We start from the raw sequence: 24724 nt of genomic DNA, 5'->3' as shown, positions 1-24724 counted from the left end.
GATGGAAGAGCCGGGTCTCGAAGCGGCAGGGACATTTTACTTTGTCGGCTGTTTAGAACCCGATCAACGGGGTAGGAGGGCTCCGACGATGTCGACCGCCGTGCTCCGGATCGGGCCGAGCCGGCTGCGACGCGTCGGTGGCGCTTCAACGCATGTGGTGCGCGACCTTCGGTGAGAACCGCGTCCGATCGGGCGCGACGATGTGAACGCTGGAAAGGCGAAGACGATGAGTGACTTCGGGGCAACATACGACGAGATGACCGGCACCGCCGACAAGCTCGACCAGGGCAAGGACACGATCGAGTCCGCTCTCGACGAGTGCCAGGGTTACGTGGATGAGCTGGTTCAGGACGGGTTCAAGACGGAGAAGGCGTCGGGTAAGTTCCAGGACGGCTACCAGGAGATGACCCAGGGTCTGAAGGACGCCATCAACGGCGTCGAGGACATGGCTCAGTCGCTGCGGGACATGGCGACCGCCATCCAGGACCTGGACTCCCAGCTCGCGGGCGGCTGAGACCCGATCCGAGGCCGGCGGGGGCGGGCATACCGTCCCTGCCGGCTTCCCCTGACCCTTTCGAGGTTGGTCGGCAACCTCGGTGCAATCGTGTAGACCAGCAAGAACCCTGGAGGCGTACTTCGTGGCAGACGTGTTGATTCCGTTCGAACGGATGGAGGAGCTGAGCAATGCGCTCGGACTGATCATCACCGAGTTCGAAGAGGCCGGATCGCGCACGGGCGATCTGGAGAACGCCATCCGTACGCCGCTGCCCGGCTGGTCCGGGCTGAAGGACCGCGCCAGCGACTTCGAGTCCAAGTGGGACGACAAGCGGGAGACGTTGCGCGGCAAGCTCGAGGAGATGAAGAAGCGGATCGACGAGAACCGCCAGGCGTGGGCCGACCTGGATGTCGAGCTCGCGAAGAGGCAGGAGGGTTCCTGATGACCGAGAACGAACCGAAGTACCGCTTCCCGTCCATGCCGGACACGCGTGGCGGACGCGAGCTGCGCAAGATCGACGGCGACGCCGGCGACATCGGGACCCGGGCCGACGCGATCATCGACCTCGGCGAGAAGATGTCGACCGCGGCAGACACCTTGCAGCTGTTCGCCGACGGCGACCTCGGCATCGGCGAGTCCTTGGACAAGATCCGTGACCAGGCCAAAGAGGTCTACGAGGACCTGCGCACCGCGGGCGAGCGCTACACGCCCAGCGGGAAGGCGCTGAAGAAGTACGCAGAGGCGCTCGACACCGTCCAGGACGAGACCGACAGTCTCGTCACCAACGCCGAGACGGCGTGGGAGTCGGTGAACACCACCTCCTATGCGCTGCTCGATGTCCAGCAGGCGCAGGAGCAGCACGACCAGGAGGCCGAGGACAAGCCCGCAGGCGAGGGAGACGGCGAGACCGAGAATCCACGGCCCGACTCCTCGAGCGAGCAGGCCGCCTTCGATGCGGCAGTCTCGGACTGGGAGAGCTACTGGGGAAGCTACGACGCCCCGGTGTCGACCTGGGAGGACGCCTACGGGGCGGCCCGAGACGACCTCGAGGAGGTCAACGAGAACGGTGTCGAGGACGGGTTCTGGGACAACGCGATGCCCTTCATCGAAGGGGCGCTGAAGGTACTTCAGGTGGTTGGCTTCGTGGCACTCATCATCGCGGTCTGCCTCACCGGACCCATCGCCGCTCTCGCCGGCGTGATCGCGGTCATCTCCGGCGTATTGATGCTCGCCGGCGAGCTCACCAAGTTCCTGGGAGACCGTGGTTCGTGGCAAGGCGTGACGCTCGCAGCCATCGGGGTGATCCCCTTCGGCAAGTTCGCCAGTCTGGGCAAGCTCGCAGACGGGCTCTCCTCTCTCAGGTTCTCCAAGATCGCCGGCTCGGCACGGACCTGGGGGCGTGCTCTGGACAACTCCGCGATGAGCAAGTTCGGAGTCGACGCGGCGAACTGGGTGACGCGCCACGGGCTCAACACGCGCAACATGCTGCGAAGCTTCACGCTGGTATCGGACATCAAGCCCAACACCTACAACCAGGTCCTGCATGGGCTGTGCGGATTCAAACCCGGCCAGGTGCCCGCGTCGGTCGGCGACGCGCTCGCGGGCACCGCCCAGGGCGTCGGCGTGTCGATCTCGAACATCGTCGGCATGGGCTCCGTGGTGGCGGGCTGATGGGCATCGCGAACAGCCTCCGGGCTGAGCTCTTCGGGGCGACGACCAAGACACCGCCATTCGCCATGCTCCTGCCCGAGGGGTGGGTCACCAAGCCGGCAGACATGGAGGCGCTCGGGTCCCAGGTCCAGGCAGCGCTCGCGCAGGTGCCGGGAGCCGACACCGCCCGCCTGCGCGCGAGCGTCGACTCGGTGCTGTCCCAAGCAGGGGTCGGCGCGGAGTCGAACGAACGGCTGATCGCCTGGATCACTCAGCAGGACGTGCCGGTGGACGACTTCGTGCCGATGAGCTTCGCGCTGGCCTGGCTGGAGGCGCCCGCCGGGACCTCCATGATGTCGCTCGCCAAGCAACTGGTGAACGGTCGCAACGCAGCACCTCTCGACGAGGCCGGTACGATCCTGAGGTGGGTGGACCGTGCCGATCTTCCGGTCGAGGGCGGCGTGGTTCACACCGTCCAGCCGACATACCTGATCCGGGTTCCGCACGCTCCCGAGACCGCGCTGATCATCCGCGCCACGATCCTCGACGGCGCGGAGGGCGAGCACCTCGACGAGGAGGGGGTCTCGGCGATGACGCTCCTCAGCGACGGCATCGTGGCGACGTTCAGGTGGAAGCGCGATGCCTGAGTTCACGATCCAGCCCGACCCCGCACTGTGGCACGAGGTGCCCGGCCCCATCGGAGAATCACGGTTCGTCGCGGAACGGTCGGCGGGCCTCCATGGCGATGCGGCCCAAATCGCTGCGACGATGGCGAGGCTCGCGGTCGCCGCCCGAGGTACGACCGAGGACCTCACCTTGCTGCTGCAGGAGCCGCAGTCCGCTCTGTACGCAGTTGCCACGTTCTCGCTCTACACCGACCGAGCGCCGGCCGGGACCGCGAAGGACGCACTGACCCTCGTCACTGGCGGACAGGTCGGCCCGTGGGACCCAACCGTGGTGCCCGTCGAGCTCGGCCCCGTGCGCGGCTTCCGAGTCTCCGAGCTCCACGAGTCCGAAGATGAGATCGGTGGATCGGACGCGACCGGGCTGCATCTCACCCAGACGACCTACGTGGTGTCGGTCGGCGGCAACCTGGGGACGGTAGCGCTCTCGCCGGCGCCCTCGCCCGCCGCTGGTATGGTCCTGGCCCTTGTCGAGCCGGTGATATCGACCTGGGAGGTCACAGCTTGAGCGACAGCAGCGACGAGGCCATGCGGTCCAAGATCGATGAGGCGGTGAACGCCACCCCCGAGATCGACCTGACCACGTCTCGTATCGACGAGATCGTCTTGAGCGCGATGGGATACGACGGCGTTCTCGACGATCTCTACGCCTCTGCGAAGCGGACCAGGCAATCCGTGGAGCACGGCACCCACGCGCACGACGACGGACCCTTCCTCGGGTGTGTCGGACTGCTCGCGCTGGTGGTCGCAGCGGTCGCAGCCGGCGGCATCTTCGGCAGGTTCGGGCAGTCACCAGGCTGGACCTGGATGCCTCCGGCTCTCTCGCCTGTCGTGGCCGCACTGGTCGTGCTGCTCGCCGCGGCGTCGATCCGCCGACCTGCAGGGCAGGGTTCGACGCGGCTGAGCACGTTCGCGCTCGTACTCGTCGTCGTCGCCGGAGGCGTCACCCTCTTCCTCCCCGATGTGAAGCCTTGGGAGCGGGTGTCGCTCGTGGCCTCGATGGTGGTCACGGCTGCAGCCGTGGTCTGGATGCACGTCGGGCGCTCGCGCAACGCCGAGGCGGCGCGCGACCGCGACCTCGCCGGCCTCCGAGCACGACGTGAGGCGCGAGAGTCGCTCGCGGAGGAGCGTGCGCGCGCCACGCAGGAGCTCGAGGAGCGTTTGCGTCGCGAGCAGGTCCCGTTCGCCGAGCTGGAGATGCTGTGGGAGCACGCTGCAGAGGGTGCGCGCCGCCGCGGCGCGACGTCCCTCGAACGTACGCCGGGCCCGGTCGGTGCCTCGAAGCTCGCCACCATCCTCGACCTGCCTCGCGACCACCGCGACGACGCGGACGAGCTGACCGAAGCGGCCTGGGAGGCCAAGCGCCAGAGGTCGTGATCGGACCGCAGGGTCCCGTCGGTCGATCGGCGTGACCCTTGCACGGCGTCGACAACGCGCTCATGGTTGGTGGCAGAGCCGGAACGTCCAAGGCTGTCATCACAACCATCCTGAGAAGGGGCGTCACCATGTCTTCGCACACCTACCGCGTCACCGAGATCGTCGGAACCTCCGAGACCGGCCTCGAGGACGCCATCCGCAGCGGCCTCGGCCGCGCCACCCAGACCCTCCGCCACCTGGACTGGTTCGAGGTCACCCAGATCCGAGGTCACCTCGAGGACGGCGAGATCCAACACTTCCAGGTCGGGCTCAAGGTCGGGTTCCGGATGGAGGAGGACTGACGAGTGCGTCGTCTCCTTAAATCAGGAGGCGTACGCCGCCGTCGTCGATGTTCGACCCGATGACGGCAGTCGCGGCAGGTCGAATGCGGGCCACGTTCATGGCCGCTCCTAGCTCGTTTTCGGGACGCGCTCGCGGGCGGGGTTCTGCGATTCGCACCGGAGTGGGGGAGATCGCCGAGGATCCTCACCCGCCAGTGCCAGACGACGTCACTCAAATCAGGTATATGCCGCCGAGTGGGTACTCCACCGTTTCTGAGCCGAATCTAGGGTTTGGCGACTCGCCGACGCCCGAGCCAGCGAGTGTCAAGCCGATACGCACCGATGGGAGCGGGAGTGGACAGTGATGCGGAGACCAAATCGGGTGCCCTGGATAAGGTGGGCACAGGTCTGGTAGATCAACTGATGAAGGTGATCGACGATGGCATCGGCCCCATGAACGGGGCGCGGGCGTATGCGGATTCTCGGATTGCGATGTTCGAAGACCCGGAGAAGGCGATTCTTCGCATCATTGCTGAGACGACGGCTGCGTCCGGATCGGCTGGGTTCGTGACATCCCTTGGAGGATTCATCACCATGCCGGTCACGATCCCTGTGAACATCACCGGACAGGCGATCTTGAACGCACGGATGGTCGGAGCGATCGCGCATCTGCGCGGCTGGAATCTCGACGACGAGTCAGTGCGTTATGCGATTCTCGTGGTCATTGCCGGCGGCTCCCCGAATGCCGTTCTCGCAGAGTTCGGGAAAACCCTCAGCCGCAAGCTGACGGAGACCGCCATCAAGAGGCTCCCTATGGAGGCAGTGCGCGCGATCAACAAGAAGGTTGGCTTCATGCTGGTGGCGAAGTACGGGACTAAACGGTCGCTCGTCACCTTGAGCAAGGGCGTGCCGCTGATCGGAGGGGTCGTGGGTGGATCCTTTGACGCCGCCTTCACGACCATCGTCGCTCGTGCAGCAACCAAAGCATTTCCGTCGGTCGCCCTTGAGAGTCCTGGGAGCGATTAGCAACGTCCGGAATTGGTGTCGCCGATCATCAACAAGAGTTCAAGAGACACCGCAAGGTAGGAAGACCTGGGAAAAGCCACCGGCACCATGGAAGACTTCCCGGTTCGATACGGCCAGGTCGCTGCTGGTGGCCGGGTCGAGACCCGTACCCAGATTTCGCGCGTATCGAGGATGTGCTCCTCCGGAGACCTGCAGCCGAATGCGTACGCCGGGCTCGAAGCGATGGGCTACGGGGTCCAGGCGTAGGCGGATGGTCCCGTTCGCGTCCTCCGGCCCCAGCCGTCGAAACCCATCACTCACGTTGACGGACTTCCCACGCCGTCCCACCTCACACAGGCGGACGAAGAGGTCGGCGTGGGGGTTGTCGGTGTGGTGTGCCATCTCGACGACCGGAGTCCCGATCACTCCCAGAGCTTCGCGCAGGGGAGGGGTGGTGAAGGTCAGGACGTCTGCCCGCTTCTCGAGCTTTCGGTTGTCGCGGTAGCCGCCTCTGGTGGGATGGATGATCCGGCCGCCGACAGACGGTGTCGGGTCCCCGGGGTCGAAGGTGAACGTCGTGGGGCCGGCATCCGGTGCCGGCTGGGCGTCGCCGAGCTCTCCGTCGGGTCGCAGGTAGAGGACGCGGTCGTTGCGGAGCGGGGGCCACTGCGGCAGGCTGCGCCATTCGTCGGCAGCTGTCACATAGATCCGAACCGGGCTGGACCGCTCCCGTAGCCCGGTTTCGGCGAGATGCTCCGCCAGCCAGTCGAGCGTCTCCGTCATGAGGAGCCCAGCTGCCTTGGTGGCGATCTCGATGTGGGTCCAGGGTCCGATGGTCAGTCCGACGTCGACACCACGCGCGCGGAGGCGCGAGTACTGCGCGATCATCTGATCGAGGAATCTCTCCTGCCAGCCTCCCTGCAACAGCACTGGGACATCGATCCGCTCGAGTGCCTGGTCCAGCCGCATCGTTCGCCAGACCGGATCATCGGCGTCCGGGGCGGTGAGCCACTCCACGTACGGCATGGTGCTGTCGGCGAAGACCGTCTCCCGAGCGCGTACGAGGGGGAGCTCGTCGTACGCGGGCGCGAGCCGTCGACCAGAGCTCACACCGAGCAGGATGTTCTCGAGCGTCCCGGCCCCGAGATGCCCGAAGGCGTCCAAGAGTCCGACCGTCTCCTCCAGCGAGAAGGCCCCAGCGCCGTGCGCCGCCTGATGGTTGTCGTGCGTGGAGGCGGCGATGACCGCAGCCACCAGCTCCGGCGGCGGGTCCATCATCGTCGCCCATGCCGTGAAACCGAGGTACGAAGCGCCCCACAGCGCGAACCGACCGCCGAACCAGGGTTGCCGACGCAGCCAGGCGACGGTGTCGGCACCATCTTCGACCTCCTGGCTGAACGGCGCGAAGTCCCCACCGGAACCGAACGTTCCACGGCAGCTCTGGTTCACGACGAGATAGCCGGGGCTCGCGAAGAAACCCGCGGTGAGGTGAGCGATCAGCCCGTCTCGGCTGTACGGCGTGCGGATGAGGATCGTTCCCATGGTCCCGTCTTCGGGCTCGTAGACGTCGGTCGCCAGCTCGACACCGTCACGCATCGGGACGAATGTCTGGGTCACTCGGTAGTCGTGGTGTCCTCGCGGCAGCTGAAGGGTCCGGGCGATCACGGACTCGAAGACATGTCGCTGAAGCGGCCTCTGCCGAGGATCAGTCCCTTCCCGCTTGCCGGACACAGTTTGATTCTGCTCCCGACCTAGACCGGCGACTTCCCCCAGATTGGCGTACAGCGACACGCCGAGGCCCGGCCGATGATAAACGTCCAGCTTCTTCCGAACAGGAGGTTCGAGATGCCACGTCAGGTCATCACGACATCGAACGCACCGAGCTCGCCGCTCTTCAGCCAGGGAGTCAAGGCCGGCTCACAGGTGTTCATCTCGGGGACCACCGGTGTCGACCCGAGCACGGGTCGGATGGTCGGTGACAGCATCCAGGCGCAGACCCGTCAGGCGTTGGCGAACTGCGAGGCCATCCTGCGGGAGGCGGGTGGGACGCTCGATGACGTCGTCGAGGTAGGCGTCCTGCTCACCGACCCGAATGACTTCGCCGGCATGAACGAGGAGTACGCCCGCTGGTTCCCCGCCGATCCGCCCACCCGCTACGCGGCCAAGCTAGGAGCCGAGATACCCGGACTGCTCGTCTCGATTCGCATGACCGCATGCCTTGCCTGACCGTCAGGTCCCTCGTCACTCGCCGCTTCATCGCGCAACGAGACGGAGGGCATCCTCGACCTCGCTGAGCTTCGCGGGGGACAGGGCGCCTGCTCGCTCGATGAGGTCGTCCAGATAGACGGTGGTCAGCCACGTGCACGGGGTGAGACCCGGACGGGGGAGCGCGAACCGAAGCACGCCTTCGAAGGGGAGTCCGTCGATGGCGCCCACTGCCACTTCGACGCCCAGGCCGGTAATGTCGACACCCGCCGGAGCGACGACCTGCATCACCTGGATCCCGGACTCGTCCTCATCCGACAGCAGCACGAACGGGAGCCGTTCGTCGAACGCCACCCACCAGACTTCGCCGCGTTGCACATGTCCTCCTGACAGGCCGCGAGAACGCGCTCATGTCGCGTCAGCTCGGGTCGAACAAGGACTGATCGTACGGGTCCGGCGAGACCTCGTACCGCAAACCAAGTATCGCCCCGGCCCGGTCTGTTCGGGCTTGCCGGTGGGAGTGAAGGTGGGTCATGGACGCATCCCAGCAGACGACCGACGAGCTCGCCGAGCGGCTGTTCGACTCGATCCTCGGCACGGTGGAGATCATGGCGGTCTTCCTCGGGGACCGTCTGGGTTGGTATCGCTCCTTGGCCGCGGACGGGCCGGGGAGCGCGACGGAGCTCGCGGGGCGTACCGGCACCCAGGTGAGGTACGCGCGGGAGTGGCTGGAGCAGCAGGCGGTGGTGGGGCTGCTGACCGTCGACGAGGACGGGGCGCCTGATGAGCGACGGTTCGCCATCCCCGACAGCACCGCCGAGGTGATGACCGATCCGACGAGCCTGTCCTACCTGGCGCCGATCGCCCGGATGTTCGGGGCGGTGGGGCCGGCGCTGCCGCAGCTGCTCGCGTCGTACCGGAACGGTGGTGGGGTCAGCTGGGACGAGCTCGGCGACGACGCGCGGCAGTCCCAGGCGGACGCGAACCGGCCGTGGTACGAGAAGCGGCTGGGGCCGGCGCTCGCCGGGGTGCCGGTGGTCCACGAGGCGCTCGGCGAACCGGGGTGCCGGGTGCTCGACGTCGGCTCCGGCGGGGGCTGGTCGAGCATCGCGATCGCCCGGGCGTACCCGTCGGCGACGGTGCTCGGCATCGACATCGACCAGCCGTCGGTGGACATGGCGACGGCCAACGCGCGGGAGGCGGGGGTCGAGGACCGGGTGCGGTTCGTGTGCCAGGACGCGGCGACGATCGAGGAGGGGACGGTCGACGTGGCGTTCGCCTTCGAGTGCGTGCACGACATGCCACGGCCGATCGAGGTGCTCGGCGCGGTGCGCAGGACGCTCACGCCGGGCGGCTCGATGGTGGTGATGGACGAGGCGGTGGCCGACGAGTTCGCGCCCAACGGCGACGACCTGGAGCGGATGATGTACGGGTTCAGCCTCTTCGTCTGCCTGCCCGACGGGCTCTCCTCGCCGCCCAGCATGGGCACCGGGACGGTGATGCGGCCGTCGACGCTCCAGGCGTACGCGGAGGCCGCCGGCTTCACCGGGTTCGAGGTCCTGCCGATCGAAGACTTCGGGTTCTGGCGGTTCTACCGGCTCTCCTGAGCACTCTGCTCGGCTTCCCGTGCCGGCGTACCGTGGATCTTCACGAGTCAGCTCGCCCGAGGCGCCGCCATGAAGATCACCTCATCCCGGGCCGTCGTCACGGTCCTCGGTGCGCTCGCGCTCGGCGGCTGCGGCGCGGAGACACCTTCGGTGAGGAGCACGCCGTCCGCACCCTCAGGTCCGCCCGCCGTGGCCGAGTCGCCGCCGCCGTCGCAGTCGCCGTCAGCCACCGAGAGCGCACCGCTGGCCTCAGACGGTCGGCCGATGCGCGGCGAGCTCTCCATCCCGAGGATCGGCCTGACCGACCTGGAGGTCGTGCCCTACCGCGGGCGGACCGATGACGCTCCCGGCACCGAGATCCAGAACGGCGGGGTCGCAGCCAGCCCGTACGGCCCCCGCGGCGGCACCGGGCCGGGCGGGATCGGCAACTACCAGGTGACCGCACACCGGCTCTCGTCCACACAGGCGTTCCTCCGGCTGCCCGAGCTCGAGCGCAACGATCGCGTGACCGTACGTACCGAGGAGGCCACCTACGTCTACCGGATCACCCGCACCCGGCAGACGTCGTTCCGGTCCGAGGCGTCGCTGCGCGCCCAGCGGGCTCCGGTCCCGGGGCGGCCGGGCGTGGAGCCGACGGAGGCGATGATCACGCTGTCGACCTGTGCGACGCCCGAGGACCATGCGGCGGGCAACTTCTGGTCCGACGAGTTCGACAACCCGGAGCACCGCATCGACAAGATCGGCGTCCTCGTCGCGATCCGCTGAGCACCCGTCCCCGAGATGCGGGAGGTCGTTCCCTGACCCGGCATCGCACGAGCGCGCCTTCGTACGCTGCCCACGTGGTGCTGAGCGACACCCGGCTGCGGCTCCCGGTGGCGCGGCGCGAGCTGGTCGCCCGGGACAGGCTGCTCCGACGGTTGCCGCGGGCGGGGGAGCGTCTGCCGCGGCTGGTGCTGTTGTCCGCGCCGGCAGGGATCGAGCGGGCGACCGCGTTCGTCGCGTCCCTGACCGGCAAGTCCGCCGACACCCTCGGGAAGATCAAGTCGACGATGTACGCCACCGCGGTGGCCGCGCTCACCGGCTGACGCGACTGACGCCGGGCCGCGTTACCTCGAACTTACGCACCGGCGCACACTCCGTATTCCACGGGTAACCACTCCGAAACGCCGGGGCCGAAGGCTTGATGCCATGACCAAGCCCCTCCGCGACGCCCACCGCCACATCGGCCGGCTGCCGGTGTACCCGTTCTACGGCGGGCCGGCGATCAGCGCCGACGTGACCGCGCGAGCGACCGTGAAGGAGCTGATCGCCGACCTCGACGCCGACGGCATCGAGCGCGCGCTGGTGCTGCCGAACTACGGCGTCCCCGACCCGGACGCCGCCTTCGCTCTCAACCAGCTGGCCATCGAGGCGGCGCAGAGCGACGACCGGATCAGGTGCGGCCTGTGGGTCTCCCCGAAGCCGACCGACTCCGCCCGGAACGACGCCGCGCTCGCCCTCGCCGGCGAGGACGGGGTGGCCGCGCTCAAGACCAGCTTCCTGCTGGGCGGCCACCCCACCGATCCGGAGTGTCTCGAGCAGCTCGACAAGGTCTTCGCCACCGCGCGCGAGCACGACCTGACCGTGCACGTGCACACCTCACCCGGCGCCGCCTCCGACATCGACCAGATCGGCACGCTCGTGGAGCGCTACGCCCGCGACGTACGTCTCCATCTCGTGCATCTCGGCGGCGGGATGAGCGGTCACATGAAGCTGCTCGGCGGCCGCCTCTTCGACTGGATCGAGGCCGGGATGCAGGTCTACACCGACACCAGCTGGGCGATCGGCTTCGCGCCGACCTGGCTGGTGCAGGAGATCGAGCGCCGCGGCGTCGGCCACGACCGCATCCTCTTCGCCACCGACGCCCCCTGGGGCGACTTCGCCGGTGAGCACGCCCGGCTCTCGGCCGCCGCCGGCGACGGCGAGCTCGCCGACGCCTTCTTCCACCACAACTTCTCAGCCCTCTACGGCTGAGACCGGCAGCCCGCTGCCGCCGCTCGTCAACGACGACGAACCCGCCTCCACCACCGCACCGCCCATCCGACCTCTGGAGACCCTCGTGACCACTGACACCGCTGACATCGACGCCCAGATCGCCGAGAACATGGCCAAGTCCCTCGGCGAGATCCCGCACCCCTCGCAGCAGCCCGGCACCAACATCTACGGCTCGACCAAGATCTTCCCCGACTACCAGGCCGAGGAGGGCGAGACCTACTTCACCCTCGTGCACGGCATCCCGCACGAGTCCTCGGTCAGCTTCGTCGCCGTCCTGCAGGCGACCCGCGCGCTGCGCAAGGGCTTCGAGTCCGCCATCTACTTCTACGGTCCGGGCACGCTCGCGTGCATGGCCTCGCGCGGCTTCCCGACCATGGGCGACGCCGGGTTCCCCGGTGAGCTCAACACCAACGGCGCCATCGAGACCTTCATCAAGGAGGGCGGCACGGTCTTCTGCTGCCGCTTCGGCATGGGTCTCCACGGTCTGCGCGAGGAGGACCTGATCGAGGGCGTGGTGCCCTCGCACCCGCTCGACGTCCAGGACGCGCTGATCCACTACGCCCGCAAGGGCGCCATCATCAACTCGACCTACAACCTCTGAGGGACCGGCCATGACCACGCCGATCTCGTCCAGCACCCGCGTCGACGTCGCCATCCAGGGGATCCGTCTGCTCGATGCCCCCGTCGCCCGCCGTTCGGGTGCGGGGCCGAGCGATGACGGGCACGTCCTCCTGGACGGGGTCGGCGCGGCCATCCCTCTCAACCCCCGCAGCCCCTATTCGGTACGCGGTGGCAAGCTGCTCCTCGACGGCGCCGACACCGGTCTCGGCGTCGAGGCCGTCGCCCGGCCCCGCTTCTACGACCTGGAGACCGCCGACGGGGTCGGCTACGACAAGATCGCCCGGCTGCACTCCGCCAACGTGCTCGCCACGACCGTCGTGCAGACCTGCGCCCGCTACGCGGTTGAGGAGCGCTGCCGGTTCTGCGCGATCGAGGAGTCGCTGAGCCAGGGCTCCACGGTCGCGGTCAAGCAGCCCGCGCAGCTCGCCGAGGTCGCCAAGGCGGCGGTCGAGCTCGACGGCGTCACCCAGATGGTGATGACCACCGGCACCTCCCGGGGCCGCGACCGCGGGGCGACACATCTGGCCCGCTGCGTACGCGCGGTGCGGGAGGTGGTGCCCGAGCTGCCGATCCAGGTGCAGTGCGAGCCGCCGGGTGACCTGGCCTCGATCCAGGAGCTCTACGACGCGGGCGCCCGCTCGATCGGCATCCATGTCGAGTCCCTCGACGAGGCGGCACGGCTGCACTGGATGCCCGGCAAGGGCTCGGTGCCGCTGAGCGAGTACAAGGCCGCCTGGGCCGAGGCCGTGCGCGTCTTCGGGTGGAATCAGGTCTCCACCTACATCCTGGTCGGTCTCGGCGAGGACCCGGACGAGCTCGTCGCCGGCTGCGAGGAGCTCATCGCCATGGGCGTCTATCCGTTCGTGGTGCCCTACCGGCCACTGGCGGGCACCCTCGCCAAGGACGTCGACGGCATCCCGGCGCCTCCGCACGCCGACGTCTACCGCGTCACCTCCCGGGTCGCGGCGCTGCTGCGCCAGGCCGGGATGGCCGGTGCCGACCAGGCCGCCGGCTGCGCATCGTGCGGCGCCTGCTCGGCTCTGGGCGCCTGTGGCGAGGAGTCGGCATGACCGAGCTCCTCGACGACGTCATCCTGGCCGGGCCAGCCCGCCGGTCGCCGAGCCTGGAGGGCTACACCGTGGTCCGGGCCGAGAGCGCGGCCGATCGCGAGGCGTACCTCGCTCTGCGGCGAGAGATCTTCGTCGCCGAGCAGGGCCTCTTCGCGGGCTCCGACCTCGACGACGTGGACGACGACCCGCGGCACATCGTCCTGCTCGCTCGTGCGGACGACGGCGAGGTCCTGGGCGGGGTACGCCTCCACCCGGGGCAGCCTGGGATGCGCGACGTGGGCTGGTGGCGGGGGAGCAGGCTGGCGGTCAAGCCGGACGCACGCCAGCTGCTCGGCGTCGGCGCCGCGCTCGTCCGGGCTGCGTGTGCTGCGGCGGAGGATGCCGGTGCGCTGCGTTTCGACGCCACCGTCCAGGCCCGCAACGAGCGGCTGTTCCGGCGGCTCGGCTGGGTCCCGCGCGAGCGGATCCATCTCCACGACATGACCCATGTGGTGATGGAGTGGCCGGTCGTACGCATCGCGCAGCTGGCCGAGGCCACCAAGTCGCCGCTGGGCGACCTGGTCGGAGCTCTGGTGGGTGCGTCGACGCCCGGCTTCCGGGGCGACGACGGCGCACCCGTCCCGGGCAGCGACCTGGTCGCCGCCTGCGACGCGATCCTGCCCTCGATGGTCGAGCGTGACCCCGAGTGGGCGGGGTGGTGCTCGGTCTTGGTGAACATCAACGACCTCTCCGCGATGGGCGCCGAGCCGGTCGGCCTGCTCGACGCCATCGGCGCCCGGGACGCCTCCTTCGCCCGTCGCGTCGTACGCGGCCTGGCCGAGGCCGCGCAGGCATGGGGCGTGCCGGTCCTCGGCGGGCACACCCAGCTCGGCGTCCCGGCCGCGCTCTCCGTCACCGCTCTGGGACGCACCCCACGACCGGTCCCCGGTGGCGGGGGAGCACCCGGCGACCTGCTGCGTCTCAGCGCCGACCTGGGCGGGGGCTGGCGGCCCGGCTACCGCGGCCGGCAGTGGGACTCCTCGTCGCACCGCACCTCGGCCGAGCTGCGCGCGCTGTCCGGGGTCGTGCCCGCGCTGGCGCCGACGGCGGCCAAGGACGTCAGCATGGCCGGCCTGGTCGGCACCGCAGGGATGCTGGCCGAGGCCGGCGGCTGTCGCGCGATCATCGACGTCGCCGCCGTGCCGACGCCGGCCGGAACACCCACCGCCGACTGGCTCACCTGCTTCCCGGGCTTCGCGATGCTCACCGCGGAGGAGCCCGGCCGTGCCAAAGCGCCGCCGGGGCTGCCCGGCTTCGTCTCCTCGGCCGTCTGCGGCGAGCTCGTCCCGGGCGCAGGCGTCGGCCTGCGCTGGCCGGACGGCACCGTCACCGACGCCATCGACCACACCGTCACCGGACTAGGACCTGCGACATGACCACGACCAGCCCACCCGTCGGCACCGCCGTCGCGGCCGTCTGCGCCGGCTTCGGCCGCGACGTCGACGAGAACATCGCCCAGATCGGCACGCTCATCGACCAGGCCCGCCGGGCAGGCGTCGGCCTGCTCGCCCTCCCGGAGGCGTGCTTGGGCGGCTACCTCTCCGTGCTCGGAGCAGGCCGCGACGGCGCCCACGACGAGACCCCCGAGGACCTCCCGCCGGTGATGGACATCGACGGCCCGGAGCTCAGGCGCGTCGCCGAGCTGGCCGGGGAGATGACGGTGGTCGTCGGGCTGTGCGAGTCCGACGGGACCGACCGCTACAACACCGCCGCGATCGTCAGCGGTGACGGCGTGCTGGGCTCCCACCGCAAGGTGCACCAGCCGCTCGGCGAGAACCTCTACTACGAGGCGGGGGAGGGCTTCGGCTGCGTCGACACTCCGGCGGGCCGGGTCGGTGCGCTGATCTGCTACGACAAGGCCTTCCCCGAGGGGGCCCGCGCGCTGGCCGTCGACGGGGCCGAGGTCATCGCCTGCATCTCCGCCTGGCCGGCCTCGCGCACCGCCTCCAGCGAGTCGATCGAGCACGACCGGTGGACCCAGCGGTTCAACCTCTTCGACGCCGCCAGGGCGCTCGAGAACCAGGTGGTCTGGCTGGCCTCCAACCAGCACGGCACCTTCGGCAAGCTCCGCTTCGTCGCCAACGCGAAGGTGGTCGGTCCGGGCGGCGACGTCCTGGCCACCACCGGCACCGGTGCCGGCATGGCCGTGGCCGAGCTGGACGTGCCCGGTGCCCTGGCGACCGCGCGCCGGGCGATGTTCCACCTCCGCGACCGCCGGCCCGAGGCGTACCCGTCCGCGCTGGCGACCGCCGAGCCGCTCGCGCCGGTGGGTGATGGCCGTGCCTGAGATGACCTTCACCGTGCGCTGGCCCGACGGCAAGGTCGACGACTGCTACTCGCCCTCCCTGGTCATGCACGACCATCTGACCGCCGGCGGGACGTACGCGGTCGAGGACTTCCTCGACCGCAGCCTGACCGCGCTGGCCACCGCCTCCGAGCGGGTCCGGGTGAAGTTCGGCTTCGCCTGCACCAGCGCGATGGCGACCTCCGATCAGCTGCGTGCCTCCGCAGCCGCGTACGCCCCCGGGCAGCTCGTGACGGTCCTCGCCATGCACCCGCCACTTCCCGCATCGAACCCGCAGGAGACCCGATGACCGATCACCGCACCACCGTCGCGATCATCGGCGGCGGGCAGGCGGGCCTGTCCGCCAGCTGGTTCCTCGTCCGCGACGGCGTGGACCACGTCGTCCTCGAGGCCGGCACCCTCGGTCACGAGTGGGCCGACACCCGCTGGGACAACTTCACCCTGGTGACGCCGAACTGGCACTGCCGCCTGCCCGGATACGAGTACGCCGGCCCCGACCCGGACGGTTTCATGACCCGCGACGAGGTGGTCTCGTGGCTCGCCGGGTACGCGCCGACCTTCGGGCCGCCCGTGCGCGAGCACACCAAAGTGACGTCGCTGACCCAGCGCGCCGGAGGCGGGTTCCTGGTCGAGGCCGAGGGCCCGGACGGCGAGGAGACCTGGGAGGCCGAGCACGTCGTGGTCGCCACCGGCGGCTACCACGTGCCCGTGGTCCCGTCCTGGGCGCCCGCGCTCGACCCCGGCGTCGACCAGCTCCACTCGGCGGACTACAGGAACGCCTCCGCCCTCCGTCCGGGCGGGGTGCTGGTGGTCGGCTCCGGCCAGTCCGGCGCCCAGATCGCCGAGGACCTCCATCTCGAGGGTCGCCAGGTGCACCTCGCGATCGGCGACGCTCCCCGGGTCGCCAGGTTCCACCGCGGCCGGGACTGCATGACCTGGCTGGCCGAGATGGGGCTCTACGACACCCCGGTCGCCAGCTATCCCGGCGGTCTCGCCGCCCGGGAGAAGACCAACCACTACGTCACCGGCCGCGACGGCGGACGCGACATCGACCTGCGCCAGTTCGCGGCCGAGGGCATGCGGCTCTACGGACGGCTGGCGTCAGGGGCCGGCACCGACCTCACCTTCGCACCGACTCTCCGTGCCGCGCTCGACTCCGCCGACGACGTCTACCGCTCGATCTGCCGCGACATCGACACCCACATCGAGGCCCACGGTCTCGACGCCCCACCGGCCGCGCCGTACGCCCCGGTCTGGGAGCCCGACTCCGACCCCACCGGTCTCGACCTCGCCGAGGCGGGCATCACCTCGATCGTGTGGGCGATCGGCTACCGGCCCGACTACCGCTGGGTCCGGGTCGGCGTCTTCGACGGCACCGGGCGGCCGACCCACACCCGCGGCGTGACGGCGGTGCCCGGGTTGCACTTCCTCGGGCTGCCCTGGATGCACACCTGGGGGTCGGGCCGCTTCCTCGGCATCGCCGCGGACGCCGAGCACGTCACCGACGTCATCACCGGCCGGGGCGGCCGGGTCATCGAGCCTGCCGCCGAGCTGGCGCGCCGGCGCTCACCCGGGCCTGTGGACGCCGCGCCGGCGGTGGCCTGAGCATGTCGATCGTGCGGATCGGGGCGGCCGCTGCTCACTTCGGGCGCGACCTGACCCGGGCGCTCACCAAGGTCGAAGGGATTCTCGAGGACGCCCGCCGCCACGGCGTCGGCCTGCTGGTCCTCCCCGACGCGACCCTCGGCGGCTACCTCTCCGACCTGCGACACCCCGACCCGTACGCCCTGCCGCCCGCTCTCACCGAGGACTCCGTCGAGCTGGGCCGGCTGATCGCCGCGGCCGGCGAGATGGTGGTCTGCCTCGGCTACACCGAGGAGGCCGTCGCCGACGGAGAACCGCTGCTTTACAACTCGGCCGTGTGCCTCAGCGGCGACGGGGTCCTCGGCCGCCACCGCAAGGTGCACCAGCCCGCCGGCGAGTCGCTCGTCTACGCGGCGGGGGAGCGGTTCGCGGCCTTCGACACCCCGGTCGGGCGGCTCGGGATGCTCATCGACTACGACAAGACCTTCCCCGAGGCGGCCCGCACCCTGGCCCTGGACGGAGCTGCGGTGATCGCCTGCCTCTCGGCCTGGCCGGCCTCGGTGACCGACCGTGCCTCCCGGCTCCCGCAGGACCGGCAGTCGCGGCTCTTCGATCTCTACGACCAGGCCCGCGCGGCCGAGAACCAGGTCGTCTGGGTCTCTGCGAACCAGACCGGGGTGATGGGCGGTCTGCGATTCCTGGGCCAGGCCAAGATCGTCGGGCCCGGCGGCGACATCCTGGCTCGCACCACCTCCAAGGGCGGGCTCGCCGTCGCGGAGATCGACGTCGAGGCGGAGGTCGCCCGCTCCCGACGGGTGCTCCACCATCTCGAGGAGCTGTCCCCGACGGCCTACACCTATCCGAGGAGCCCACGTTGAGGATCGCTCTGCTCACCTACTCCACCCGGCCGCGCGGCGGGGTCGTGCACACCCTGGCGCTCGCCGAGGCGCTGGCCGCGCTCGGGGAGGAGGTGCACGTGTGGACACTGGGCCGCCACGGCGACACGGCGTTCTTCCGTCCTGTCGACCCCGCTGTCACGGTCCACGCGGTGCCGTTCGAGGCGCGGGAGGGGGAGAGCGTGGGCGAGCGGATCGTGCGCTCCATCGAGGTGCTCAGGACTGCCTTCGCACAGCAGCGCCATCGCTACGAGATAGTGCACGCCCAGGACTGCATCAGCGCCAACGCAGCCCTTCCCTGCATCCGCACCATCCATCACCTCGACCACTTCACCACCCCACAGCTCGCCGCCTGCCACGAGAAGGCGGTCGTCGGTCCCTACGCCCACATCTGTGTCTCGCAGTCGGTGGCCGACGAGGTCTCCGCGGGCTGGGGGCTCGCCCCGACCGTCATCCCCAACGGCGTCGACGCCGCCCGGTTCGCCCGCGCTGCCGAGGACGTGGCCGGACGCGCCGCCTGGCGAGCGAAGCTCGACCGCTACGTGCTCGCCCTCGGCGGGATCGAGCCGCGCAAGGGGTCGCTCGACCTGCTCGAGGCGTACGCAGCGCTCCGCTGCTCCGATCCTCGCCATCAGGACCTCACCCTGGTCTTCGGCGGCGGCGAGACGCTCTTCGACTACCGCGACTACCGGGCGACCTTCGACGCCCGGGCGCGCGAGCTGGGCGTGCGCGTCGTCGTCACCGGCGTGCTCGAGGAGGACGAGCTCCCACCTCTGGTGGCCGAGGCGAGCGCGCTCGCGATGGTCTCGACCAAGGAGGGCTTCGGTCTCGCCGCCCTGGAGGCGCTCGCCGCCGGCGTACCCGTGGTTGCGCGCGACCTGCCTGTGCTGCGCGAGGTCTTCGGCGGACGCGTCGCCTACGCCTCGACGCCGGACGAGATCGCCGCGTCGCTCGACGCCGTCCTGGACGCACCGCCGGACCCGACGCCCGGACGGGACCTCGCGGCGGCGTACACCTGGATCGGCGCCGCCCGCGCGCACCGAGACTTCTACGAGCGAGTTCGGAATGATTGACAACCGACAGGATTCCTGCTTGTTTTGTCTGTGACGCCGATCACGCCGCGCACTTCTCGGATGCAATAGGCCACACATCTGCGCACACCAAGACACCGAAGTGGCTCGTGAGCCGCCTCCGCACAGAGAGCACACCCATGCGCCTGGCCCTTTCCCTCACCGTCAGTCTCGCCGCCGTGGCACTCGTCGCCTCCGGATGTGCGGAGAGCCCGAACGCTCGCGGGGGCTCGTCGGGTTCCGACGATCCCTCCGAGCTCGTCTTCGCGGTCGTGCCGACCGAGGACGGCGAGGATCTCGCCAAGTCCTTCGAGCCCGTGGTGGCCGCGATCGAGAAGAAGACCGGGCTCGATGTCTCGATGGAGACCGTGAGCAGCAACGCCGGGGTGATCGAGGCGCAGGTCGCCGAGCGGGTCGACGTGGCCGTCTACGGCGCCTTCTCCTACTACCTGGCCCAGGACGTCGCCGACATCAGCCCGGTCGCGATCGACCAGCTCACCCCGGATCCCGGCTCCGGCACCGTGAACTCCTACGGCGTGGTCAAGGCGGGCTCGGACATCTCCTCGATCGAGGACCTGAAGGGCGCCGACGTCTGCTTCACCGACCCCGCCTCGACCACCGGCTACCTGGCCGCCTCGGCCGGGCTGATCGAGGCCGGGCTCGACCCGGAGAAGGACATCAACCCGGTCTTCGCCGGCGGTCACGACACCGCGGTGACGCAGATGCTCGCGGGCGACTGCGACGCCGCCTTCGCCGCCTCGACCTTCATCGACGACATCCTGCCGGCCAAGGGCGTCATCAAGGAGGGCGACGTCACCAAGATCTGGACCTCGGACGGTCTGCCCGGCTCGCCGATGGTGGTCGGCAACTGGCTTCCCGAGGACGTACGCAAGGACGTCACCGCCGCGATGACCGACTACGACGCGGTGAGCGCCGCCGAGGACGGGCTGTGCGAGGGGGCCGAGCGCGAGGCGCCGGCGCCCTGGGGTGAGGAGTACGCCGGGAAGAAGGCCTGTGAGTGGGGCGGCACCGGGGCCTTCGCCTTCGAGCCGGCCACCGATGCCGTCTTCGACCCGATCCGCAAGATCTGCGACGTCACCGACGCCGACGTCTGCCGCGAGGAGTGACCCGGACATGAGCGCCTCTGCAACCCGGCCCGAGAACGGGCCCAGCGTGCAGCTCCACGACGTGGGGATGTCCTTCGGCCACAAGCAGGTCCTCTCCGACATCGACCTGGAGATCAGCCCCGGCCACTTCGTGGCGCTGGTCGGCCCCTCCGGCGCCGGCAAGTCGACGCTGCTGCGCCTCCTCAACGGCAGCCACCTGCCGACGGCCGGACGGGTCTCGGTGCTCGGCTCCGAACCGGCGACCTGCTCGCGCCGCGAGCTCCAGCAGCTGCGTACCCGCATCGGCTTCGTCTTCCAGCAGTTCGGCCTCGTCGGCCGGCTCAGCGCGATGGAGAACGTGCTGATGGGTGCGCTCGGCTCGCTACGGATGCCGCGCTACGGCGTCTCCACCTACCCGCGCGACCTGCGCGTGCGTGCGGCGGAGAACCTCGAGCGCGTCGGCCTCCTCGAGGAGCGCTTCCAGCGCTGCGACACGCTCTCGGGAGGCCAGCAGCAGCGGGTCGCGATCGCGCGCACCCTGATGCAGGACGCCGAGATCGTGCTCGCCGACGAGCCGGTCGCCTCCCTCGACCCCAGCGCCAGCCTGTCGGTCCTCGAGACCCTGCGCCGGCTCAGCGCCGAGGACGGGTTCACCGTCGTCTGCTCGCTCCACCAGGTCGACCTCGCGCTGAGGATCTCCGACCGGATCGTGGCGGTACGCGACGGCGCGATCGTCCTCGACCGAGCGACCTCGCAGACCGACGAGACCGAGCTGCGCTCCATCTACTCCGACCGCGCGGCCGCATGAGCGTGTCCACGCCCGTGCGGCCCGCGCCGGTGACGTCCGAGGCACGCGAGCCACGACCACCGCGGGCAGCGGTCGCCACCTGGCTGATCCCGCTGGGCTACGTCGCCGTCGCGCTCTTCGGCACCTGGTGGATCGCGATCGACCTGGCCGCGCTGCGCGACGGTGCCAGCGACATCTCGCGCCTGCTCGCGCGGATGGTGCCGGTGACCTTCGGGTTGGTGCCGGCGCTGCTCGGGCTCGTCCTGGAGACCCTGTGGATCGCGCTGGCCGGCACCGGCATCGCCGCCCTCGTCTCGCTGCCGCTGGCGGCCGCCGCCTCCCGCGACTTCACCGGACCGAAGCCCGTCCAGTGGCTGGCCCGAGGCCTGATCGTGGTCACCCGCGCGGTGCCGTCACTGGTCTTCGCGATCGTCTTCGTACGCATCTTCGGGCTCGGCCCCTTCGCCGGCGCTCTGGCGATCGCGTTCCACTCGGTCGGGATGATCGCCAAGATGATGACCGACGTCTTCGAGGAGCTGACCCCGGCCCCGCGCGAGTCGATCGACGCCGTCGGCTCCTCGCGCCTGCAGAGCTTCGTCGCCACCACGCTCTCGCGGGCGATGCCGTCGGTCTCGAGCCTGGTGCTCTACCGGCTGGACATCAACATCCGTGCCTCCGCGGTGCTCGGTCTCGTCGGCGCCGGCGGCATCGGCGTCGCCCTGCAGACCGCGATCGGCAGCCTGAACTACCACCTCGCGGCCGGGATCATCGTGGTCATCGCCGTCCTCCTGCTGGCCCTCGAGCTGATCTCCTTCCTGAGCCAGCGCGCGGTCGCCGAGCACGCCCACGACGGCACCGTCGCCGAGCTCTACCGCCGCACGCCCGACCCGACCCGTCCGGGCTGGAACCGCGGCCGGGCGCTGCGTACGGGGAGTGCGGTCGTGTTCGCGGGGGCGCTGCTCTTCGCGCTCACCCAGGTGCGGTTCGACCCGGGCAGACTGTCGCGGTCGTGGCAGAGCACGCTCGACCTGCTCGCCGGATTCGTGCCGCCGGTGATCGACCCGGCCGTGGTGACCGGCATCTTCGAGAGCCTGGTGATGGCGCTGACCGCCACCACGGTCGGCGTGGTCGCCGGCCTGGTGATCGCCGTCCTCTCCAGCCCTCACCTGATCCGGTTCGCGCCGCTGTCCGCGCTGCTGCGCATCCTGGTCGTGCTGATCCGCTCGGTGCCCGACGTGATCTACGCCCTGGTGTTCGTCGCCGCCCTGGGGCTCGGCCCGTTCGCCGGCTTCCTCGCGCTGTCGATCTCCTGCACCGCGCTGGCCGCGAAGTTCTTCACCGACTCGCTGGAGAACGTCGACCCGGCGCCGCTGAGGGCGCTCGAGGCCACCGGCGCCTCCCGGCTGCAGGTCTTCGTGAGCGGCGTCTGGCCCCGCTTCGTACCCTCGCTCATCGGCAACAGCCTGTTCACCTCCGACCTGGCGCTGCGCGAGTCGGCAGTGCTCGGGATCGTCGGTGCGGGCGGTGTCGGGTTCGTGCTGCAGGAGTCGGTCGCGACGCTCGACTACGGCACCACCGCGGGCGTGCTGATCTGTCTCGTCGTGGTGGTCGTCGCCCTCGAGGCGGTCGCCCGCTGGGCCCGGAAGAAGGTGATCTGAGTGGACACGAGTCGACCACGTCCCGGCCGCTGCCCGATGCGGGGCTCCGAGTGGGAGCCGGCGCTGGAGGAGACCTTCGGCAGCGCCCACCAGGAGTACGCCGAGCTGCGCGCCAGCAACCCGTTCCCCTGGAGCGACGCCTTCGGCGGCTTCTGGGCGGCGACCACCTACGCGGACGTGCTCCGGGTGACCGGCGACGACGAGCTGTTCATCACCTCGGTGCAGAACGTGGTGCCGCACGTGCCGCGCTCCTCGCGGCGGCCGCCGCTCCACTTCGACCCGCCCGAGCACACCGCCTACCGCCAGGCCATCGACCCGGTCCTGCGCGGCGTCAACGTGCGCGCGCACGAGGCCCGCTTCCGGGCCAGCGCCGAGGAGCTCCTGCAGGGCCTGATGGCGGCGCAGAGCCCTGATGCCGTACGCGACTTCGCCGCTCCGTACGTCGTGGACTGCTTCGCCGCGTTCCTCGGCGTCCCGGCGGCGCTCGCGCGACACATCCGCGAGGTCGGGGTCCGCTACTCGTTCGCGATCCAGGACATGGACGACGCCGTCATCGCCGAGTGCAGCGCCGAGCTCTACCGGGTGGCCGAGCGGGTCTACCGGGACCGGCTCGCGACCTCTCCCGACCCGAGCCGTGACCTGGTCGCGAGCCTCCATCACGCCGCCGCCGACCCGGAGAACGAGATCACCGAGAAGTCCGCGATCGCCACGATCCGGCAGATGATCGTCGCCGGGATGGGCGCCCCGCAGGCTGCGCTGGGCAGCTGCCTGGTGCATCTGGCGACCGACCCCGACCTGCAGCGCCACCTGCGCGAGCACCCGGAGGACATCCCGGTCGCGATCGAGGAGCTGCTGCGGCTGCATGCGCCCTACCGGGTCTTCGCCCGGACGGCCCGCCGCGACACGGTCGTCCACGGTCGCGAGGTGCGCGAGGGGGAGCCGATCGCGCTGATCTTCCCCTCCGCGAACCGTGACGAGTCGGTCTTCGAGCGGCCCGACGAGTTCGTGCTCCGACGGTCCAACAACTCCCATCTCGCCTTCGGCCGCGGCGCCCACCGCTGCCCGGCGGCGACGATGGGCCGGGTCGAGCTCCGCATCGCGCTCGAGACGGTGCTGACCGGGACGGAGTGGTTCGAGCTCGCCGGCGAGGTCGAGATGATGAACTGGCTCGAGTACGGCCCGCGCGCCGCCCCGGTCTCCCTCCGCGGAGGCGACTCGTGACCGACGTACGCGCCGCCGTCAGGGATCCGAGCCTGCCGCGGTTCCAGCAGGGACCGCGCTCGCAACAGCTGCTGACCGTGCTGCTCGGCGACTACTGGTTCGGGCGCAGCGAGGCGATCCCGTCGGCTGCGCTCGTCGACCTGCTGGGCATCTTCGACGTCACGCCCGCGGGCGCCCGGGCGGCGATCCAGCGGCTGGCGGCCCGGGGCTTCCTCGTGGGTCAGCGGGAGGGTCGCCAGACCAGGTACGCGGTCCACACCCAGAGCCGCGAGACGCTCGACGGCCACGTCCGCGCCCTGTTCATGAGCCACGTCCCGCCACCGTGGGACGGCACCTGGACCGTGGTCGGTTTCTCCCTGCCGGAGGGCGCCACCGCCGCCCGGCGCGCCCTGCGTGACGGACTGCGTCGGTTGCACTTCGGCAACCTCTACGACGCCCTCTGGATCCGTCCCGGAGACCGGTCGGAGGAGGTGCGCGCCCTGGCCGACGGGCTGGCTGCCGACGAGCTTCCCGGCTTCGATCCGGCCCGCCTGACCGTCTTCGCGGACGCCCGCCTCCCCGGCGGCGCCACGCCGAGCATGCTCGACCAGGCGTTCGGGCTGGCGGAGCTCCGGGCCGGATACCAGGAGTTCTGCGGCCGTTGGCAGCCGATGCTCGCGGAGATCGACGGTCTCCGGGCCCGGCCGCAGGAGGCGCTGGTGACCCGCACCAGCGTGATGGCCGAGTGGCGCAGCCTGGTCCGCGCCGACCCGCGCCTGCCCGCAGAGCTCCTCGGCGCGGACGACCCAGGGCTCCGGGCGTACGCCTGCTGCTCGGAGATCTACGACCGGCTCGGCCCCGCCGGCGAGTCGGCCTTCCGCCGGTCGCTGTCGGGCCACGACGACCAGCTGACCGGCCTGGTCACCCATCACACCTTCACCGGATCGTCCGCGCTCATCCAGGACGGCTGACTCCTCGGACCAGACATCCGTGGCCGTACGCCACAGAAAG

At 70.2% G+C, this 24724-nt stretch carries 28 protein-coding genes; 26 read left to right on the top strand and 2 right to left on the bottom strand.

The window, feature by feature from the left end; translation table 11 throughout:
• The first annotated feature begins 226 nt into the window (after positions 1-226).
• From IEY81_RS10025 to IEY81_RS09990, 8 genes are all read left to right on the top strand, one after another.
• Positions 227-514 (top strand): WXG100 family type VII secretion target, encoded by a 288-nt coding sequence (locus IEY81_RS10025; RefSeq protein ID WP_189118331.1) that lies wholly within the window; start codon positions 227-229, stop codon positions 512-514.
• Between the two features lie 124 nt (positions 515-638).
• Positions 639-938, top strand: a complete 300-nt coding sequence (locus tag IEY81_RS10020) for a flagellar protein FlgN (RefSeq protein ID WP_189118330.1) — start codon at positions 639-641, stop codon at positions 936-938.
• A complete protein-coding gene (locus tag IEY81_RS10015) occupies positions 938-2167 on the top strand; it encodes a hypothetical protein (RefSeq protein WP_189118329.1) in 1230 nt (409 codons plus the stop codon). Before IEY81_RS10020 ends, IEY81_RS10015 begins: the two co-directional genes overlap by 1 nt.
• On the top strand, positions 2167-2793 hold the full coding sequence (locus IEY81_RS10010; protein ID WP_189118328.1) for a hypothetical protein: 627 nt from the start codon (positions 2167-2169) through the stop codon (positions 2791-2793). Before IEY81_RS10015 ends, IEY81_RS10010 begins: the two co-directional genes overlap by 1 nt.
• Entirely contained in the window at positions 2786-3337 is a 552-nt protein-coding gene (locus tag IEY81_RS10005; RefSeq protein WP_189118327.1) for a hypothetical protein, read from the top strand. The genes IEY81_RS10010 and IEY81_RS10005 overlap by 8 nt, the downstream gene beginning before the upstream one ends.
• On the top strand, positions 3334-4206 hold the full coding sequence (locus tag IEY81_RS10000; RefSeq protein WP_189118326.1) for a hypothetical protein: 873 nt from the start codon (positions 3334-3336) through the stop codon (positions 4204-4206). Before IEY81_RS10005 ends, IEY81_RS10000 begins: the two co-directional genes overlap by 4 nt.
• A 128-nt stretch (positions 4207-4334) precedes the next feature.
• A complete protein-coding gene (locus IEY81_RS09995) occupies positions 4335-4547 on the top strand; it encodes a dodecin (protein ID WP_189118325.1) in 213 nt (70 codons plus the stop codon).
• A gap of 333 nt (positions 4548-4880) precedes the next feature.
• The gene (locus IEY81_RS09990) at positions 4881-5552 is read left to right on the top strand and encodes an EcsC family protein (RefSeq protein WP_189118324.1); all 672 of its coding nucleotides are present in this window, start codon (positions 4881-4883) and stop codon (positions 5550-5552) included.
• Positions 5553-5591: 39 nt separating this feature from the next.
• On the opposite strand, the gene IEY81_RS09985 is transcribed toward IEY81_RS09990, so the two are convergent.
• Positions 5592-7127 carry a CocE/NonD family hydrolase gene (locus IEY81_RS09985; protein WP_268244492.1) on the bottom strand — a complete coding sequence of 512 codons (1536 nt, stop codon included), beginning with the start codon at positions 7125-7127 and terminating at the stop codon, positions 5592-5594.
• A 249-nt stretch (positions 7128-7376) separates the two neighbouring features.
• Between IEY81_RS09985 and IEY81_RS09980 the strand changes: the two genes are divergently transcribed.
• Positions 7377-7757, top strand: coding sequence for a RidA family protein (locus IEY81_RS09980; protein WP_189118323.1), 381 nt, complete (start codon positions 7377-7379; stop codon positions 7755-7757).
• Positions 7758-7784: 27 nt separating this feature from the next.
• Here IEY81_RS09980 and IEY81_RS09975 read toward each other — a convergent pair whose 3' ends face one another.
• The gene (locus IEY81_RS09975; RefSeq protein ID WP_189118322.1) at positions 7785-8114 is read right to left on the bottom strand and encodes a type II toxin-antitoxin system PemK/MazF family toxin; all 330 of its coding nucleotides are present in this window, start codon (positions 8112-8114) and stop codon (positions 7785-7787) included.
• A 155-nt stretch (positions 8115-8269) separates the two neighbouring features.
• On the opposite strand from IEY81_RS09975, the gene IEY81_RS09970 reads away from it, so the two are divergent.
• From IEY81_RS09970 to IEY81_RS09890, 17 genes are all read left to right on the top strand, one after another.
• Complete coding sequence (locus IEY81_RS09970; RefSeq protein ID WP_189118321.1) at positions 8270-9343, top strand: class I SAM-dependent methyltransferase; 1074 nt, start codon at positions 8270-8272, stop codon at positions 9341-9343.
• A 69-nt stretch (positions 9344-9412) separates the two neighbouring features.
• On the top strand, positions 9413-10108 hold the full coding sequence (locus IEY81_RS09965) for a sortase domain-containing protein (RefSeq protein WP_189118320.1): 696 nt from the start codon (positions 9413-9415) through the stop codon (positions 10106-10108).
• Positions 10109-10182: 74 nt separating this feature from the next.
• On the top strand, positions 10183-10428 hold the full coding sequence (locus tag IEY81_RS09960; protein ID WP_189118319.1) for a hypothetical protein: 246 nt from the start codon (positions 10183-10185) through the stop codon (positions 10426-10428).
• Positions 10429-10531: 103 nt separating this feature from the next.
• Positions 10532-11356: an amidohydrolase family protein gene (locus IEY81_RS09955; protein ID WP_189118318.1), complete on the top strand. Its 825-nt coding sequence runs from the start codon at positions 10532-10534 to the stop codon at positions 11354-11356.
• Positions 11357-11441: 85 nt separating this feature from the next.
• Complete coding sequence (locus IEY81_RS09950; protein ID WP_229787631.1) at positions 11442-11978, top strand: MSMEG_0572/Sll0783 family nitrogen starvation response protein; 537 nt, start codon at positions 11442-11444, stop codon at positions 11976-11978.
• Between the two features lie 10 nt (positions 11979-11988).
• The gene (locus IEY81_RS09945) at positions 11989-13068 is read left to right on the top strand and encodes an MSMEG_0568 family radical SAM protein (RefSeq protein ID WP_189118317.1); all 1080 of its coding nucleotides are present in this window, start codon (positions 11989-11991) and stop codon (positions 13066-13068) included.
• Entirely contained in the window at positions 13065-14483 is a 1419-nt protein-coding gene (locus tag IEY81_RS09940; RefSeq protein ID WP_189118316.1) for an MSMEG_0567/sll0787 family protein, read from the top strand. Before IEY81_RS09945 ends, IEY81_RS09940 begins: the two co-directional genes overlap by 4 nt.
• On the top strand, positions 14480-15394 hold the full coding sequence (locus tag IEY81_RS09935; protein WP_189118315.1) for a carbon-nitrogen hydrolase family protein: 915 nt from the start codon (positions 14480-14482) through the stop codon (positions 15392-15394). The genes IEY81_RS09940 and IEY81_RS09935 overlap by 4 nt, the downstream gene beginning before the upstream one ends.
• Before the next feature lies 1 nt (position 15395).
• Positions 15396-15701 (top strand): MSMEG_0570 family nitrogen starvation response protein, encoded by a 306-nt coding sequence (locus tag IEY81_RS09930; protein WP_229787661.1) that lies wholly within the window; start codon positions 15396-15398, stop codon positions 15699-15701.
• Positions 15698-17017, top strand: a complete 1320-nt coding sequence (locus tag IEY81_RS09925; RefSeq protein ID WP_189118313.1) for an MSMEG_0569 family flavin-dependent oxidoreductase — start codon at positions 15698-15700, stop codon at positions 17015-17017. The genes IEY81_RS09930 and IEY81_RS09925 overlap by 4 nt, the downstream gene beginning before the upstream one ends.
• Positions 17018-17019: 2 nt before the next feature.
• Positions 17020-17874, top strand: coding sequence for a carbon-nitrogen hydrolase family protein (locus tag IEY81_RS09920; protein WP_189118312.1), 855 nt, complete (start codon positions 17020-17022; stop codon positions 17872-17874).
• Positions 17871-18965 (top strand): MSMEG_0565 family glycosyltransferase, encoded by a 1095-nt coding sequence (locus tag IEY81_RS09915; RefSeq protein WP_189118311.1) that lies wholly within the window; start codon positions 17871-17873, stop codon positions 18963-18965. Before IEY81_RS09920 ends, IEY81_RS09915 begins: the two co-directional genes overlap by 4 nt.
• Before the next feature lie 137 nt (positions 18966-19102).
• Positions 19103-20089, top strand: coding sequence for a phosphate/phosphite/phosphonate ABC transporter substrate-binding protein (locus IEY81_RS09910; RefSeq protein ID WP_268244491.1), 987 nt, complete (start codon positions 19103-19105; stop codon positions 20087-20089).
• 7 nt (positions 20090-20096) lie between these two features.
• Positions 20097-20876, top strand: a complete 780-nt coding sequence (gene phnC, locus IEY81_RS09905; RefSeq protein WP_189118309.1) for a phosphonate ABC transporter ATP-binding protein — start codon at positions 20097-20099, stop codon at positions 20874-20876.
• Positions 20873-22513, top strand: coding sequence for a PhnE/PtxC family ABC transporter permease (locus tag IEY81_RS09900; RefSeq protein WP_189118308.1), 1641 nt, complete (start codon positions 20873-20875; stop codon positions 22511-22513). The genes phnC and IEY81_RS09900 overlap by 4 nt, the downstream gene beginning before the upstream one ends.
• On the top strand, positions 22514-23734 hold the full coding sequence (locus IEY81_RS09895) for a cytochrome P450 (protein ID WP_189118307.1): 1221 nt from the start codon (positions 22514-22516) through the stop codon (positions 23732-23734).
• Positions 23731-24684 (top strand): PaaX family transcriptional regulator, encoded by a 954-nt coding sequence (locus IEY81_RS09890; RefSeq protein ID WP_189118306.1) that lies wholly within the window; start codon positions 23731-23733, stop codon positions 24682-24684. Before IEY81_RS09895 ends, IEY81_RS09890 begins: the two co-directional genes overlap by 4 nt.
• Positions 24685-24724: the final 40 nt, after the last annotated feature.

This window comes from Nocardioides luteus, from assembly GCF_014648595.1.
Classification (GTDB): domain Bacteria; phylum Actinomycetota; class Actinomycetes; order Propionibacteriales; family Nocardioidaceae; genus Nocardioides; species Nocardioides luteus.
This window is presented reverse-complemented; position numbering and strand designations above follow the sequence as displayed.

What these genes read in the sequence shown, in the direction of transcription:
- IEY81_RS10005 (WP_189118327.1), top strand. Translation starts at nt 2,786, where the DNA reads ATGCCTGAGTTCACGATCCAGCCCGACCCCGCACTGTGGCACGAGGTG.
- IEY81_RS09980 (WP_189118323.1), top strand. Translation starts at nt 7,377, where the DNA reads ATGCCACGTCAGGTCATCACGACATCGAACGCACCGAGCTCGCCGCTC.
- IEY81_RS10010 (WP_189118328.1), top strand. Translation starts at nt 2,167, where the DNA reads ATGGGCATCGCGAACAGCCTCCGGGCTGAGCTCTTCGGGGCGACGACC.
- IEY81_RS09970 (WP_189118321.1), top strand. Translation starts at nt 8,270, where the DNA reads ATGGACGCATCCCAGCAGACGACCGACGAGCTCGCCGAGCGGCTGTTC.
- IEY81_RS10025 (WP_189118331.1), top strand. Translation starts at nt 227, where the DNA reads ATGAGTGACTTCGGGGCAACATACGACGAGATGACCGGCACCGCCGAC.
- IEY81_RS09920 (WP_189118312.1), top strand. Translation starts at nt 17,020, where the DNA reads ATGTCGATCGTGCGGATCGGGGCGGCCGCTGCTCACTTCGGGCGCGAC.
- IEY81_RS09930 (WP_229787661.1), top strand. Translation starts at nt 15,396, where the DNA reads ATGACCTTCACCGTGCGCTGGCCCGACGGCAAGGTCGACGACTGCTAC.
- IEY81_RS09985 (WP_268244492.1), bottom strand. Translation starts at nt 7,127, where the DNA reads ATGCGTGACGGTGTCGAGCTGGCGACCGACGTCTACGAGCCCGAAGAC.
- IEY81_RS09935 (WP_189118315.1), top strand. Translation starts at nt 14,480, where the DNA reads ATGACCACGACCAGCCCACCCGTCGGCACCGCCGTCGCGGCCGTCTGC.
- phnC (WP_189118309.1), top strand. Translation starts at nt 20,097, where the DNA reads ATGAGCGCCTCTGCAACCCGGCCCGAGAACGGGCCCAGCGTGCAGCTC.
- IEY81_RS09925 (WP_189118313.1), top strand. Translation starts at nt 15,698, where the DNA reads ATGACCGATCACCGCACCACCGTCGCGATCATCGGCGGCGGGCAGGCG.
- IEY81_RS09995 (WP_189118325.1), top strand. Translation starts at nt 4,335, where the DNA reads ATGTCTTCGCACACCTACCGCGTCACCGAGATCGTCGGAACCTCCGAG.
- IEY81_RS09945 (WP_189118317.1), top strand. Translation starts at nt 11,989, where the DNA reads ATGACCACGCCGATCTCGTCCAGCACCCGCGTCGACGTCGCCATCCAG.
- IEY81_RS09965 (WP_189118320.1), top strand. Translation starts at nt 9,413, where the DNA reads ATGAAGATCACCTCATCCCGGGCCGTCGTCACGGTCCTCGGTGCGCTC.
- IEY81_RS10015 (WP_189118329.1), top strand. Translation starts at nt 938, where the DNA reads ATGACCGAGAACGAACCGAAGTACCGCTTCCCGTCCATGCCGGACACG.
- IEY81_RS09940 (WP_189118316.1), top strand. Translation starts at nt 13,065, where the DNA reads ATGACCGAGCTCCTCGACGACGTCATCCTGGCCGGGCCAGCCCGCCGG.
- IEY81_RS09900 (WP_189118308.1), top strand. Translation starts at nt 20,873, where the DNA reads ATGAGCGTGTCCACGCCCGTGCGGCCCGCGCCGGTGACGTCCGAGGCA.
- IEY81_RS09955 (WP_189118318.1), top strand. Translation starts at nt 10,532, where the DNA reads ATGACCAAGCCCCTCCGCGACGCCCACCGCCACATCGGCCGGCTGCCG.
- IEY81_RS09910 (WP_268244491.1), top strand. Translation starts at nt 19,103, where the DNA reads ATGCGCCTGGCCCTTTCCCTCACCGTCAGTCTCGCCGCCGTGGCACTC.